Origin of the sequence: Allohahella marinimesophila (assembly GCF_039538005.1) — a bacterium.
GTDB classification, from domain to species: domain Bacteria; phylum Pseudomonadota; class Gammaproteobacteria; order Pseudomonadales; family Oleiphilaceae; genus Allohahella; species Allohahella marinimesophila.
Genome location: NZ_BAABBO010000007.1, coordinates 327,482 through 341,836, shown reverse-complemented (window position 1 = coordinate 341,836; position 14,355 = coordinate 327,482). Strand labels below are relative to the sequence as shown.

Sequence of the window (14,355 nt, the reverse complement as noted above, 5' to 3'; positions counted from 1 at the left end):
TGCCAGTTCTTAAGCGATCTGAACAGCCGAATTTCCCGCCCCGACGACAGCGATTCGCCTGCCTTGCACATCAGAGGTCTTGCGATAGTCAGCGGCGTGTAATACCTGGCCGGCGAAGTTCTCGTTGCCTTCGAACCAGGGCCGATGCGGTTGGGCGAAACTACCGGTCGCCACCACCAGAGCCCGGCACAGCCATCGCCGATCTTGCTCATCCATAAGCTGAAACCCACCCTCAATAGCCTCGACAGCCTTCACGCGAACGTTACAGACCACAGGAAAAGAGAAATGACGCGCATAAGTGCGCAGATACTCAACGACCTCATCGCGAGCAGGATAACGCGCTGGGTCCCCCGGAAACTGCATACCCGGTAGCGATGAATATCGGGCCGGAGAGAACAGCTTCAGGCTGTCATAATAATTGGACCAGGCACCACCGGGCTCAGCGGCAGCTTCCAGCATCTCAAAACTCAGGCCAGCCGACCTGAGCGCATATGCGGTGGCCAGTCCAGCCTGGCCAGCACCAATGACAATGACATCCAGCATGCTTATACTCCGTTATTTCGCGAATTTACGAAATGTATTATCAAAAAAATATCTAACAGCACTTCCCCAGGAAGCTATTGAGATCTTTGAGTGTCGCCTGAATTCGGCTCACATCAGTCCGATACTGGACCTCCTTGCCCAACTTGGTCGATACCAGCAGACCGGCTTCCCTGAGTTGCTTGAGATGCTCCGACACGGTGGACATGCCAAGACCGGTGCGATCGGCAACCTCGCCGACCGTCAGTACAGGCTGCTCGGTAAACAGCAGCATGATGCGCTGTCGGTTTTCGTTTGCCAGAGCCTGCAAGAATCTGTATAACGCTGGAGAGAGCGGCATAACACCTCATTTCGCTGTATTCCGAAATGATAGGGCGAGTCAGGCATCACTGTCAATCAGTGCCGCATTCAGTCAGTCACTTTTCAGACGCTGCAAGGCTACTCGTATTCCTTCCGGTATGGGCACCGACTTTTCTTCAGCCCGGTTTACGAAGACATGGACAAAACTCCCGGACGCGCAGGCTTCAGTCTCGCCCCTGCGAAAGATGGCCAGTCCATACTCGACCGAGCTGTTGCCCAGACGATTGACCCGCAGGCCGACTTCAAGCTCGTCAGGATAGGCAATGCTCTTGAGGTAACTGCATCTCGAATCGACGACGTAGGCGATCACCGATCCAGTCTTTATGTTCAAGCCACCAGTCTTGATCAGGTAATGATTCACTGCTGTGTCGAAATAGGAATAGTAAGTCACGTTATTGACGTGGCCGTAGATGTCGTTGTCCATCCAGCGGGTCGTGATGCTGTGAAACTCGACATAGTCGCTTCGGCTAAGGGGACGGTCCGTCATGGCTCAATAGGCACTCTGGTAAATGGTCAGCGCATCGGCCTCGGTCATTTCCCGTGGATTGTTGACCAGTAGGCGCTGCTGCAGCATCGCATCAGCAGCGAGTCGCGGAAGGAAATCTTCAGGGATATCGAGCTCCCTCAGTGTAGTAGGCAGCCCGAGCTCGCGAATAAGTTGCTCGAGCCCAGTGACCAGCTGTTCAGCCAAATCGCTACCATGGCCTTCCAGCTGGCGCTGAAGAACGATTGGCGCGAGCTCACCATAATGGGCTTCAGCGAAATCGCTGTTGTATCGCAGTACGTGCGGCAAGACGAGCGAATTGCTCAGCCCATGTGGAATATGAAAATGTCCTCCGAGCGGATAGGCCAGCGCATGTACCGCCGCGACGGGCGCATTGGCAAAGGCCTGGCCTGCCAGGGTCGCACCAAGCAGCATGCGTTGCCTGGCCTCGATATTTCCACCATCGCTGACCGCTGTTCTGATACTCCCCGCCAGCAGGCGCAGAGCCTCTTTCGCGAGCATGTCGGAGAGCGGATTCTTTCTGATCTTGCTGGTATAGGCTTCGATGGCGTGGACCATCGCATCGACGCCGGTGGCTGCCGTGACGTGCGCGGGCAGACCAAGTGTGAGTTGAGCATCGAGCACGGCCACATCGGGCAGCAACAGTGGCGAGACGATTCCGGATTTGGTGGTCTCACCAGTCGTGACGATGGCGATCGGCGTCACTTCCGATCCGGTGCCTGCAGTGGTGGGCACCTGTATAAGGGGCAGGCGTTTGCCTTTTGCCTGGCCTACGCCATACGTATCCGGCAGCGACTGCTGACAATCCGGCGAGGCCAGTAAAGCCACCAGCTTGGCCACGTCCATCGAGCTGCCACCGCCGAAACCTATGACGACATCAGCGCCAGCGCTACGGGCCTGATCGATAGCGGCCAGCACAGTCTGCTCTGAAGGATCGGCCTCCACCTCGCTAAAGACGGTGAGCTTCAAGGTCGCTTCGTCGAAGCCTGGCTGAACCTGTGAGAGCAGACCTGCCTTGAGGATACCTGCATCGGTGACCAGAAAAACCGACGAAGCCTGATAGTCACTGCATAAGGCAGCCAGCCGCCCGGCTGCGCCAGGCTCGCTGATAATGGTCGGTGTGGTGCTGAACTGAAATGGCTGCACGGATGAGACCTCCGCCTGTCGGCTTGCATCTTGCTTTTGTTCAGCCAAACATAGCATGACCGTTCAGCTTCTGACCATCAGGCCAGTCATCCCGTTTAGCTTGCGCCCTTACTCGAGCGCAGTCAGTTCCACACTTGACGGGTCGCCTTTGAGGCCTTTCAGCTTTTCCGCAAAGCTCACCACATAGTCCGGTTTCGATACCGGGAGGAAGTACCAAAACTGTTCAGTACTCGGGTCAAGCGCCTCGATGATCCTCGCCTTGCTATCCAGCGCGAAGGTTCGGGGAACATAGTCGCCATCGATATCGTAACGACTGCTCAAGCCGATTTCGGTATCGACATTTGCCCGGATAAGTACCACCCCTACCAGGCTGTTGACTACCGCTTCTTCACCGAATAATTTGCCATAGGCCTTGCAGGTCGGACACCAGTCAGCGTATAGCACCAGCATCCCGACGCTGCCAGTGCGGCGGATTTCGTCTACGCCGGCTTCGTAACTGTGCCAGTCGAGCTGCTCGTCATTCCAGTTGATGGGCAGGACTTCGTCAGCGTGAAGGCCTGCTGACAGCATCAGAAGGGCCAGAAAAGATATCGTTCGGTGGTATAGGGACAACATAATCACTCCTTGATTGGGCCGGCGCCCGGGACAGTGCGGCCGATGTAGTAGAGGGACGGACACACTGCGCCAGTGGCACAGCGCTTTTCTCATGTTGTTGGCATTGTGAACCCGACCTGAATCACACTCCGGTGAATTCACTTTAAATATGAGCCTGATAGCCGATGTTTTAGGACTGGCCCGACACTAGGATGGCGCCAAACCATACCGCACAGGCCCACCTATGACCTTGTCCAATCGTTTACTCAGCGTATGCGCCCTTCTCCTGGGCACTTCCCTGCCATTGGCCGCCCATGCCATTGCCAACGGCACCTATCAGATTGCGGCGAAGCACAGTAACAAGTGCGTGGACGTCGCTGGCGTGTCCGGCAGCAACGGCGCAAAGGTCCATCAATGGCGATGCCACGCTGGCGACAACCAGAAATGGCGCGTAACGGCAATGGATGGCGGCTATCGGGTCCAAGCGATACATTCTGGCAAGTGTCTCGACGTCACCGGCGTATCAAAGGCAAACGGAGCGATGATGCAGCAGTGGAGCTGCAGCAGCGGCGCCAACCAGCGTTTCCACATTGAACGGCAGAGCGATGGATACTATCGCATCCGCCCCATGCATAGCGGAAAAGTCGTCGAGGTAGGTGCGAGCTCCACCGCTGACGGTGGCAACGTAAAGCAGTGGACATGGTGGGGTGGCGACAGCCAGCGCTTCGCCTTTCGCTCGACACGGACTACCGCTGCGGCGAAGCCAGTCTGGAACGAAAACTTTGATGGCCTATCCGCCGGTAGCCGTTGGCTCAATGAACCCTATACTGAAGTTCGCAACGGCTGCGGTGTCGATGGCAGCAAGTGCGTGCGCATGACCTACGTCAGATCGAGTGCTGGCAGCCCCCGCATCGTAGGCAGGCAAAGCCTGCCCCCGGCACGGGAGTACACCCTCAACTACGATGTGATGTTCGAAAGCGGCTTTGGCTTCGTCAAGGGCGGCAAGCTGCCGGGCCTGGGACCGGACAACCCGACCTCAGGCTGCAAGCCTATCGTGGACAATGGCTGGAGTGCGCGGGTGATGTGGCGCAGGGATGGCGAGCCTGTCATCTACTCCTACCACCAGAACCGCGCCAACCCCTGTGGCGATGACTACTATTCATCGCGCCAGTTCGAGACCGGGCGCTACCATGCGATCTCCCTGCACGTAAAAGTGAATGATCCATGGCAGGCCAACGGTCTGATCGATCTGTACATCGATGGTCGCAAGGCAGCCTCTCATCAGAATGTGCAATTGCGTGAGGTTGGCGGTAGCCGGACGGAGATCACCAATTTCCTGCTCAGCACTTTCTTCGGCGGCAATGACTGGTCGTGGGCACCACCGAGAACAGTGTATTCCCGCTTCGATAACTTCGCGGTATACCCCGGACTGAGAGTGCGCAGCAGTCCGGGGCGCTGAGTCAGACCGCCTGGATGAGACTGATCGAGCTTCTGCCCGGCAATCGGGTGAAGCTGCAGACTGCTAGCAGCAAGCGCTTCACCTGACTGCATCGAAGGGGTAAGGCTCGAAGCCCTGGAGATAAATCTTCAGGTCCTCCAGCTTCATTGGTTTGGCGAAGAGATAGCCCTGAAACAGGTTGCAGCCGTATTGCCGCAGGAGCAGCGCCTGATCGATATCCTCCACGCCTTCCGCCAGTGTCGGAATCTCGAGACTCTGGCCGATGCTGATGATGCTCTTGATGAGCGCCCGATCATGCGGATCACTCAGGATGTCCTGAACGAAACTCTTGTCTATCTTGACCTCATTGATCGGCAGCTTCCTGAGCACGCTGAGTGACGAATAGCCTGTGCCGAAGTCATCCAGAGAGATGCTGAACCCGTCGCCGCTGAGGAGCTTGAGCAGATTTTCGATCTGCCAGAAATCTTCGATGAACAGGCTCTCTGTAATCTCGATCTTGATCAGTGAGTTGGGCAGGTCATAGTCGGCGCACTTCTGCTTGATGTAGTCGCGGAAACCGCCATGCACCAGCTGCTGCACCGAGACATTGATCGAAAGCCGGAGCCTTTCGTAGTCGCCGTGAATCCCCGCAATCTCCTTCAGTGCCGTATCGACTACAAGGTTCCCTATGGGGTTGATGAGCCCGCAGTCCTCAGCTACCGGAATGAAACGGTCTGGCGGGACCAGACCCAGCAGAGGGTTGTTCCAGCGCAGAAGCGCTTCTACACCACTAACCTTGCCGGTAACAGCCTCCACCTGGGGCTGATACACCATGTACAGTTCGCCATTGTCGATGGCGCCCCGAAGCTCGGACTCCATCACCGCCCGTTCGTCGCTTTTTTTCTGCAGATCCTCTGAAAAGACAGCATGACTGTTTCGAAGTTTCTTGGCCTGGTACATGGCAATGTCTGCCTTGACCATCAGTGCATCGAGCGCCTCCCCAGCCTGGCTGCAAAAGGTGATGCCGATACTACCGGTAACAGAAATCTTGAGATTATCGACCACCATGACTTCATTGAGGCGGTGAGTCAGTTGATCGACGGTCAGCATGCAGCCCGCCTTGTCCCTACACGGCATCAGCAGCAGAAACTCATCGCCGCCCTGGCGGATCAGCAGCATGCCCGGCGTGCAGAACACTTTGAGTCGCTGTGCGACTTCGAGCAGCACCAGATCGCCCACGGAGTGGCCGAAATGATCGTTGATGAACTTGAAGTTATCGAGGTCAAGAAAAAACAAGGCATAGTCGCCACCGGTACTTTCAACCCAGCTGGAATAGTGCGTCTTGAGATAATAACGGTTTGGCAGGTCAGTCAGTGAGTCATGCATAGCCTGGTGACGCAGCTTCGCCTTATGCCGCTCCTCGACGAGAAACATGCGATAGAACGTGACCGCGACCAGCGCGTTGACGAACAGATAAACGATCAGAACCAGAAACAGCCAGTCACCAAAATCCTTCCTGAGATTCGGTATGGTCTCCCTTATGCCAAGAAAGTACTGATGATCCTTATCGTAGCCACTCACAGCCATTGCTGGCGCAAGATTCGGAGCATCGCTCAGAAAACTGGCCGAGAAATCACGTTGGAGCAATTCGCTGAATGGTTGGCCCGTGGCCTCTTCCACCTTCGAAATGACAGTCTGAACGAAGGATTTGGGGAGCGGATTGGCATAGGCCTGCTGCTTGCTGGCGCCGAACGAGGAAAACGGTTCGTAGTAAAGCGGATAGAAACGCTGACTCGAAGGTTCACGTATCGTGACGAATACGTCGATACCAAGCCTCAAGGTCTTGACCGTCCAGGGATTGTATTCGCCGTCGAGGGCTATCGCTGCGGAGATGACCATTTTGACGGTCCCCTGGCTATCACGAACAGCATAGCGCACTGGAAACACCCATAGATCCAGCGCTTCACTGAACCAGGTCCTCCCTAGCGTGAGCCGGTTTGAGTCGAGTGCGGTACGAAAGGTCTCCGCTGCATGGGGCGTCTTCAGCAGATTCGAATGCTGCACACTGGCGAGGTTCTCCGAAGTCCCGATCACCCGTCCGTCAGGCCGAATGAGCTTGTACGCCACGAAGACCGGATTGTTCTCGATCACCCCGTTCATCAGCGTTAGGGCAGCCGGCACATTGTTGACGGCGTCCATATCCAACAGGCGCTGCCCGACTATTTCGAACATGGCCTCCTGTTGATGAAACCGGTCAGCGGCTGAGCTCTCCATCATCTTGTGAACGTTCGCAAGTTCCTTGCGAAGATCCTGCTGCAGGTGCTGCCATTTGTAATGGCTGGCAATGACTAGCGCTAGTGTAGTCAGCAGCAAGAAGAGTATGGCGAGACGCCCCAGGGGTGACTTGAGAAAAGCCTTGACCATTACTGAGCCTCGGCCACGCTATTTCTGCCGTTTCGTTTTGCACCAGCGATGCCCGCCGCTAGATCAGCGGGTCGCTGGCGGACCTGGCGAGTAGTCTCCGTCACCGCACACAGCCCTCGGTCACTCTTGAGATGACCTTAGGAATCATTGAACGGGTTGAACTCATAGATATGTACCATCAATATTGAAAGGCAGGCCCGCTCATTCACGCCGGTCAGGCCGTCGATGTTGCTCAGGCTTTGCATTTCCAGATCAGCAGGGATCAGTGTCTGCTCACTTTGAGCTTGAAGCTTACTCAGCTCGACCGCCCCATGGTCACCATCAGTAACTGGGTTGCCGTGAAGCTTATCAGGATGCAGTTTCTTATTGTTATGTCTCTCACAGATCAACTCCCTGGAGCATGCTGGAATAAGCAGAGGCGCCACGCCCCTGGCTGAGAGACATGACAATTTCACCCAAGTGTAGAACATCAAAGCAGATTTTGCGGATCAGCACGCGGTGCCTCTTGATATCAATCAATATCGATCGAACGAGCCTTCGCCATACTCCACGCAGACATTAATGCATACGCCAATCCGGATGGCCGCCAATGACGAGTTACCGCAATTCCACTTCCAACTTGCGAAAAGCCGCACTTGCGCTCGGGATGATGGGCGCAGGTGTCATCGCGCTAGGCGCATCAGAACCCGGTGAAGACATTCTTGTAGAGACCTTCGACTATCCGGACTCTGCCATCAAGGCGGTGCGTATCGAAGCCATTATCGATGCGCCAATCACTGCTGTGATGGCGGTATTTGCCGATGTTGAGCAGTACCCAAAATGGATTTACAACTGTACCTGGGCCGAACTCGTCGACTCGGCAGGGTTCTATGATTTTACCGCCTACCAGATCAGCAACATGCCCTGGCCGGTCACGGACCGGGACCTGGTGCTGACATTCAGGATAGAAGAGACGAAATCTGGCGGTTTCATGATAAGGCTGGTCAATCAGGCCAGCGAGTGGCCCTCGACGAACAATATCCGGGTAACTGCCGCTCATGGCTTTTACCATCTGGAGCCACTGTCCGACGCCAGTACGCTGTTCCGTTCCGAGCAGCATTTCGATCCGTCTGGCGACATTCCGGTATGGTTGATCAATCAGCTACTCGAAGACATCCCCACAAGAAGTGTCATCGGCATGAGAAAACTGGTACGGACGCCGGCGTATCGCTCAAGAAAATTTGAACGCGATGAGCACGGCAGGATTGTAGGCTGGCTGCACGGTGCAGAGGATTAGAGCGATGGTGGCCTGGTACGCTCGGAGGCCTGGCCTTGCTGGCATGAAACACGATTCATACAGCAGCCAGGCGTTCGAGCTGAACGGGGACGCCGTTCAGCACGGCGTTGCCTGAGAGCTCATCCAGCACGCGCTCATCAGTGATATCGTTGATACTCACGCCGGGGTGCGCCTGGGCTGTCCTCAGACGTATGCCTTCCCGATGGTGGCCCCATCCGTGAGGCAGGCTGACCACGCCAGGCTTGATATCCTCTGTGGTCCGCACAATTGCAATCAGCTCGCCACGCGATGACATCACCCTCACCTGATCGCGATCCTCCAGCTGCTGGGCACGGGCATCCTCGGGATGCATGAATAGCGCACAACGATCCTTGCCTTTCACCAGCCGATAACTGTTGTGCATCCATGAATTGTTGGTTCGCAGATCACGTCGGCCAATCAACAGAAGCCCTGCGTTCGGACGCTTTTCACTGTAGCGCTCGCACAAGCGGTCCAGATCCGTCACCAGACGCGGCGGCATCAACTGTATGCGCTTGTCCGCAGTAAACAGTCGCTGGGGCAGGCACTGTTGAAGCGGCCCCAGATCGAGGCCGTGCGGATGCTTCTTCAAGGTCGCCAGATCGAGCCCTTTGCTGAAGGGATTAAGCTGACGCAGCGGACTGAGCCCCTTGCCATAGGGACCTGTACGCAGCGCCAGATCCAATACACGCTGCGGGGTCAGAAGATCAGTCACCTGCTCGGTAGCCATATGCTTCAGACGCTTGACGAGTGATTTACGCTTCATTTTCAACGCTTGCATGCGCTTGATCAGTCCCGTGAATATGTCCAGATCTGATCGTGTACCTGGCTTGTGTGGAAACAGCGCCTCTGAGTATTTCGCCACGTTACGGACCGCAAGCAGGTTGAAAACAATATCGTATTGCTCGTGCTCGAGCGGGCCAGTTGGTGGCAGAATGATATCTGCGTGGCGCGTGGTTTCATTCAGATAGAAATCGACCGCTACCATGTAGTCGAGCCCAGACAAAGCCTCCTCGAGCTGTCGACCATTGGGGGAAGAAAGGACCGGATTCCCGGCGATGCTGACGAAGGCCCGGACTTGCCCACTTCCCGGCGTCAGCATTTCTTCTGCCAGAATCGCGGTTGGAAACTCGCGGCCAAACTCCGCACGACCGCGTACACGGCTCTGATAGCGGTCAAAACCACCGCGTCCGGACATCTTTGCCAGATCGAAGGCGGGGGTGGTGAACATCATGCCGCCCTCACGGTCGACATTCCCGGTCAGTATGTTCAGAAGCTGGATAAGCCAGTGGTTCATGGCGCCAAAGGCCTGTGTCGACACACCCATCCGGCCGTAGCAGACGGCACGTTCAGCTGCTGCGAATTCAGTCGCAATGCGCTCGATCACGTCTGCAGGGATACCGGTTTCGCTGGCGATGCGGTCGAGCGGAATCCGATCCATGAGCACCGTCAGCTCATCCCAGCCCTTGACCAGGTCAATCAGCCTGCCGGGCTTGCTCAGCCCCTTGGCCAGGATCACCTGAATCAGACCCAGCAGGAATAGCGCATCAGAGCCCGGCTGGATAAACTGATGCTCGCTGGTATACATGGCTGTTTCGGTGCGGCGTGGGTCGATCAACACGATCTTGCCGCCGCGCTCGGTAATGCCCTGAAGTCGACCGAGCACATCCCCGGCGGACATCAGGCTACCGTTCGATGCGGCAGGGTTAGCCCCAAGCATCAGCATATAATCGGTTCGATCGATATCAGGAATGGTGAACAGCTGGCTGTGGCCGTACATGAAGTAGGACACCAGCTGGTGCGGTATCTGGTCAAGACTTGAGGCCGAAAACAGATTTCGCGATCGCAAGGTAGCTCTGAATTTCTCGAGGGTGAGCATGATGCCCAGATTGTGGGCGGTTGGGTTACCCCAGTAGGCGGCGACGGCGTCATTACCGTGTTCAGCCTGAATGCCGACGAGACGTTCAGCGACCTCGTCGAGGGCTTCGTCCCAGGGTATCGGGATCCACTGATGCCCAATGCGCTTCATCGGGGTTTTCAGGCGATCAGGGTCGGTGTGCAGATCCTGCAGGGCATAGCCTTTAGGACAGATGTGACCTTGACTGTGAGGATCTTCAGGGTCGCCGGCGATCGACAGTATTTTCTCGCCTTCATACTCGATTTTGATGCCGCACATGGCTTCGCACAACGAGCAGGTTCTGAAATGGGTTTTAACGTCTGTTCGAGCAGCGGAGGTGTTTACCACTGCGCCTTGCCTTGCCTCGTTCGACGACACCATTGGTGAGCCTGTGGTAGGGCTGGCATCTGCCTTCCTGCTTCGAATGATTTCGAGCATCGCAGACACCTCGGTTTCCTTTCGTCGAGGCCGTCCCTCGCGCCCGCCCTGCTCGATCTCATGCTGATCCAGCAGCAGCCAGTCGTCATAGCTGACAAATTTCACTTTGCGGCTGTTCAGTTGAGCGAGAATATCATCGTCAGCGCGCAGGGGTGCCGGGCCGAGATCGGCGACAAGATGCTTCACCGACTCAACGGCGCATTGCCGATTGCTGCCAACCACGCCGCTGGCGCCACGCTTGATCCAGCCAGCCACGTATTCGCGAGCCACTGGCTGACCTTCGCTGGAGATGACTCGCCCTTCGGCATTGGCAATGACGCTGCGCTGCTCATCGAAGCCCAACCCATCGACCGGCAGGCCTTGGTAGCCTGTGGCATTGATGACCAGACTGGCAGGAATCTCACGCCATTCGTCCGTGGCCTGAGCGCTAATGGCACCGCTGTCGTTGGTGGCAAGCTTATTCACTACGGCCGTCATGGTGCTGACATTGGCGCTACCCGCAAAGGCAGTTGGAGAGTGGCTGAAGATGAATCGAATGCTGCGGTCGCCGATCTGAGGCTTCGTCTGAACTTCTCTCAAGAGGCTCAGATTTTCACGGGTTTCAGTGTTGAGCGGCTTTGCCAGTTCCGCCTCACTGGCTGCATCGAGTTCGAGATCTGCCGGGTCGACCTCGATGCGGACATTACTCAGCCCGAGCAGCTGACGCAGCTCCTTTGGAGTAAATGCAGCCTGCACAGGACCGCGGCGTGCCACCAGACAGACTTCACGAATCTGGCTGCTGCGCAATGCCTCGAGGGCGTTATCAGCAATATCAGTTCGTTCGAGCTCCTCGATGGGCATGGTGAGGATACGTGCGACATCGAGCGCGACGTTACCAACGCCCACGACGACAGCCGTGGTGCCGGAGAGATCAACCTGCAGCTGCCTGTCATCAGGGTGGCCGTTATACCAGCCGACAAATTCGGAGGCGCCGAAAATATTGCTCAGATCGGACCCGGGCAGAGCAAGCTTGCGGCTGACGGATCCGCCTGTCGCGTAAAGCACACTGTCATAATGATCGAGCAGGTCACTGCGGCTGATATCACGGCCTACCTCGACATTACCGAAAAAACGAACCCTAGCAGATCGTGCAATGCTGTCGAAGTTATTGGCGATGGATTTGATCTTCGGGTGATCCGGGGCCACCCCGTAGCGCACCAGCCCGAATGGCGTGGGCAGTCGATCGAAAATGTCGACTTCGGCATCCGCGATCTGTTCAGGATTTCCTCAGTGGCATAAAAACCGGAAGGCCCTGCGCCGACAACGGCAAAGCGTCTCTTGCCGCTGGACTGCCCAGTGCCAGGAGCAGCCTCGACGCTGCTCGCCACGACGGGATCTGATACGCGTACGCCCGGCTCGGGTTCTCGACTTTCTCTGATGACCGGATAGCGTTTGGACTCAATGGCATTGAGCTGAATATCATCCAGCATCGCCTCGGGTACAGCCTGCTCGGGATAGATCGCGCGCACGGGGCATTCGCTGAGGCAGGCATTGCAATCGATACAGACATCGGGATCGATGTACAGCATTTCCGGTCCTTCACGAAAGGCATCGACCGGACAGACATCCACACAGTTGGTGAGTTGACTGTCTGAGCAGGACTGCGTGACGACATAGGTCATGTGATGACTCCGGACCGGAAAGAGCCCGCAGCTTAGCGCTCACCCTCTGAGGAAGCTTGACAACAGCCACCTGTGTTTGACATTTTGTGCCAGGATAAGACGAGATCGACCATGATTGAACAAGCCCTGGTATCGTGCGCGCTGGCTGATGTATTGCGCAGGTACATCTACAGGAACCACCTCGACGCTGCGGATGTACTCGAAGTCCTCGATTCATTTTCCATCAGTCAGCGCATGCCTGCAGATCTGTTCACGCAACAGCTCGAACGAATACAGCACCTGCACCCCGTACCGGCCCTCGGGCTCCGGATTGGCCGATGCGCCGAACCTGAGCACTTTGGTGTCGTCGGCTATCTGGCAAGCTCCTGTAGCAGTCTTGGCCAGGCCCTGATGCGCTACCGGCGATTTCAGAGCCTGCTGGCCACGGACCTGCGAATACAGGTCCAGCAGCAAGGTGAACGGATACATTTTCAATGGGGATATGAGCAGACGCCGTTGACGGCACTCGCGACCGAGTTCGGTGTTGCGGTCTTCCTCAACCTTTACCAGGCGCTGATCGGCCAGACCATTCCACCGACGCTCGTCGAGTTTCCACACCCTGCACCGGCACAGGCCGCCGTATATGAAGTGTTGCTCGGCTGCCCTGTTCGCTTCGATGCGGCCGCCATCGGACTGGAAACTCCGTCGAGCCTGCTTGCCATGAGGATTGCAAGCAGTGACCCACATTTGCGAGATCTGCTGGACCAGCAGGCGGCGGCGATGCTCGTGCAGCAGCCAAAACCGGATGCTTTTCTGAGTCGGCTGCAGCAGTTAGTCGCAGACGCACTGCATGAAGGCGAGCCAAATGCTGCCAGGCTTGCAGACCAGATGGATTATTCACTGCGATCCTTCTACCGCGAGCTCGCCAGACATGGGCTCAGGTATCGAAATGTACTGGCAGATGTACGGCTCAGGCTTGCACGCCTGTACCTGGCTGACTCGCGTCTGGCGTCAGCAGAGATTGCGTTGCTGTTGGGCTATTCTGAACAAAGCGCGTTCAATCGGGCCTTCAGGGGCTGGACTGGTAGTACGCCTGGCGAGTACCGTCGGAGACTCCGACGCAGGTCGTCAGGTCAGGATTGACTGGCGAGTAAGCAGCCACCATGACGTCGGCGTATAGTCCTCATCAGTCTGAAAATGATTTCAGGAGCAGAATCACACCATGACATCAGTGCCTGCCAGCAACGACCAGCCTGCCGAAGCTATTCCAGCCAAAGCACTCGGCGGGTCTCTTGTCACCGAAGTCGTCAGGATTGGCCTGGATGAACGTACGGCTGCACACCGTGCCCTTCCGGAAGAAGCCGCCATCGCCTTCGAGATCAATGGCCGTAGCTACGCCGTCATGATGGGATCACCCGTCGATCTGGCAGATTTTGCGCTAGGGTTTGTGCTGTCTGAACAACTCGTGCATACGTCGAGTGACATCCTCGAACTCAACCTCAGAGAAACCGAACATGGCTGGCTCGTGAAGCTCTGGCTGGAAGAGAAATGCGCTGCTAGCGTTATCAGGCGTATACGACTGCGAACGGCGGAAGGCAGCTGCGGGCTTTGTGGGCTGCAGAGCCTGGCTCAGGTTCACCGGCCACTACCCCGAGTGCAGAAAGCGCCGTCGGTCAGCGACACAGCTCTGTTCTCTGCTTTGGCGAGCCTGCGCAAGCATCAGCCACTTAACGCCGCAACAGGCGGCACCCATGCCGCCGCTTTCTACGACCGGGATGGGCATATACAGCTATTACGGGAGGATGTGGGCCGACATAATGCGCTCGACAAGTTGATCGGGGCACTGGCAAGTGCCGGACAATCGCCAGCGGAAGGGTTCTTCCTGCTCACTTCACGCTGCAGCTATGAGCTGGTCGAAAAGACCGTCATAGCCGGTTGTTCCTTGCTGGTCACGGTATCGACAGCGACGTCGCTGGCTGTCGATCGGGCACAGGCCTGTGGCCTCACACTTATCGCGCTCGCGCGCAGTGATGCCATGCTTGAAGTGTCTTCCGCGCGCGATGAATAAGATGGTGCCCT

At 56.7% G+C, this 14,355-nt stretch carries 13 protein-coding genes; 4 read left to right on the top strand and 9 right to left on the bottom strand.

Going from position 1 to position 14,355, the window contains the following annotated elements:
• Positions 1 to 9: 9 nt before the first annotated feature.
• The 5 genes from ABD735_RS07190 to ABD735_RS07170 all read right to left on the bottom strand — a co-directional run bounded on the left by ABD735_RS07190 (position 10) and on the right by ABD735_RS07170 (position 3,166).
• On the bottom strand, positions 10 to 543 hold the full coding sequence (locus ABD735_RS07190) for a flavin-containing monooxygenase (protein WP_344804799.1): 534 nt from the start codon (positions 541 to 543) through the stop codon (positions 10 to 12).
• A gap of 52 nt (positions 544 to 595) precedes the next feature.
• Positions 596 to 880, bottom strand: a complete 285-nt coding sequence (locus tag ABD735_RS07185; protein WP_344804797.1) for an ArsR/SmtB family transcription factor — start codon at positions 878 to 880, stop codon at positions 596 to 598.
• Positions 881 to 952: 72 nt separating this feature from the next.
• Entirely contained in the window at positions 953 to 1,387 is a 435-nt protein-coding gene (locus ABD735_RS07180) for an acyl-CoA thioesterase (protein ID WP_344804795.1), read from the bottom strand.
• A gap of 3 nt (positions 1,388 to 1,390) precedes the next feature.
• On the bottom strand, positions 1,391 to 2,551 hold the full coding sequence (locus tag ABD735_RS07175; RefSeq protein WP_344804793.1) for an iron-containing alcohol dehydrogenase: 1,161 nt from the start codon (positions 2,549 to 2,551) through the stop codon (positions 1,391 to 1,393).
• A gap of 108 nt (positions 2,552 to 2,659) precedes the next feature.
• The gene (locus tag ABD735_RS07170; RefSeq protein ID WP_344804791.1) at positions 2,660 to 3,166 is read right to left on the bottom strand and encodes a thioredoxin family protein; all 507 of its coding nucleotides are present in this window, start codon (positions 3,164 to 3,166) and stop codon (positions 2,660 to 2,662) included.
• Between the two features lie 223 nt (positions 3,167 to 3,389).
• Between ABD735_RS07170 and ABD735_RS07165 the strand changes: the two genes are divergently transcribed.
• Complete coding sequence (locus tag ABD735_RS07165; protein WP_344804789.1) at positions 3,390 to 4,604, top strand: RICIN domain-containing protein; 1,215 nt, start codon at positions 3,390 to 3,392, stop codon at positions 4,602 to 4,604.
• 78 nt (positions 4,605 to 4,682) lie between these two features.
• Here the strand turns inward: ABD735_RS07165 and ABD735_RS07160 are convergent, their stop codons facing one another.
• Together ABD735_RS07160 and ABD735_RS07155 are read right to left on the bottom strand one after the other, a co-directional pair.
• The gene (locus ABD735_RS07160) at positions 4,683 to 7,007 is read right to left on the bottom strand and encodes a bifunctional diguanylate cyclase/phosphodiesterase (protein WP_344804787.1); all 2,325 of its coding nucleotides are present in this window, start codon (positions 7,005 to 7,007) and stop codon (positions 4,683 to 4,685) included.
• A 137-nt stretch (positions 7,008 to 7,144) separates the two neighbouring features.
• On the bottom strand, positions 7,145 to 7,432 hold the full coding sequence (locus tag ABD735_RS07155; protein WP_344804785.1) for a hypothetical protein: 288 nt from the start codon (positions 7,430 to 7,432) through the stop codon (positions 7,145 to 7,147).
• A 164-nt stretch (positions 7,433 to 7,596) separates the two neighbouring features.
• Between ABD735_RS07155 and ABD735_RS07150 the strand changes: the two genes are divergently transcribed.
• Entirely contained in the window at positions 7,597 to 8,283 is a 687-nt protein-coding gene (locus ABD735_RS07150) for an START domain-containing protein (protein WP_344804783.1), read from the top strand.
• 55 nt (positions 8,284 to 8,338) lie between these two features.
• Here the strand turns inward: ABD735_RS07150 and ABD735_RS07145 are convergent, their stop codons facing one another.
• Together ABD735_RS07145 and ABD735_RS07140 are read right to left on the bottom strand one after the other, a co-directional pair.
• Positions 8,339 to 11,821: a molybdopterin-dependent oxidoreductase gene (locus ABD735_RS07145; protein ID WP_344804781.1), complete on the bottom strand. Its 3,483-nt coding sequence runs from the start codon at positions 11,819 to 11,821 to the stop codon at positions 8,339 to 8,341.
• Complete coding sequence (locus ABD735_RS07140; protein ID WP_344804779.1) at positions 11,725 to 12,297, bottom strand: 4Fe-4S dicluster domain-containing protein; 573 nt, start codon at positions 12,295 to 12,297, stop codon at positions 11,725 to 11,727. The genes ABD735_RS07145 and ABD735_RS07140 overlap by 97 nt, the downstream gene beginning before the upstream one ends.
• Positions 12,298 to 12,408: 111 nt before the next feature.
• Between ABD735_RS07140 and ABD735_RS07135 the strand changes: the two genes are divergently transcribed.
• A complete protein-coding gene (locus ABD735_RS07135; protein WP_344804777.1) occupies positions 12,409 to 13,419 on the top strand; it encodes an AraC family transcriptional regulator in 1,011 nt (336 codons plus the stop codon).
• Between the two features lie 79 nt (positions 13,420 to 13,498).
• Complete coding sequence (gene fdhD, locus ABD735_RS07130) at positions 13,499 to 14,344, top strand: formate dehydrogenase accessory sulfurtransferase FdhD (RefSeq protein WP_344804775.1); 846 nt, start codon at positions 13,499 to 13,501, stop codon at positions 14,342 to 14,344.
• Positions 14,345 to 14,355 lie beyond the last annotated feature (11 nt).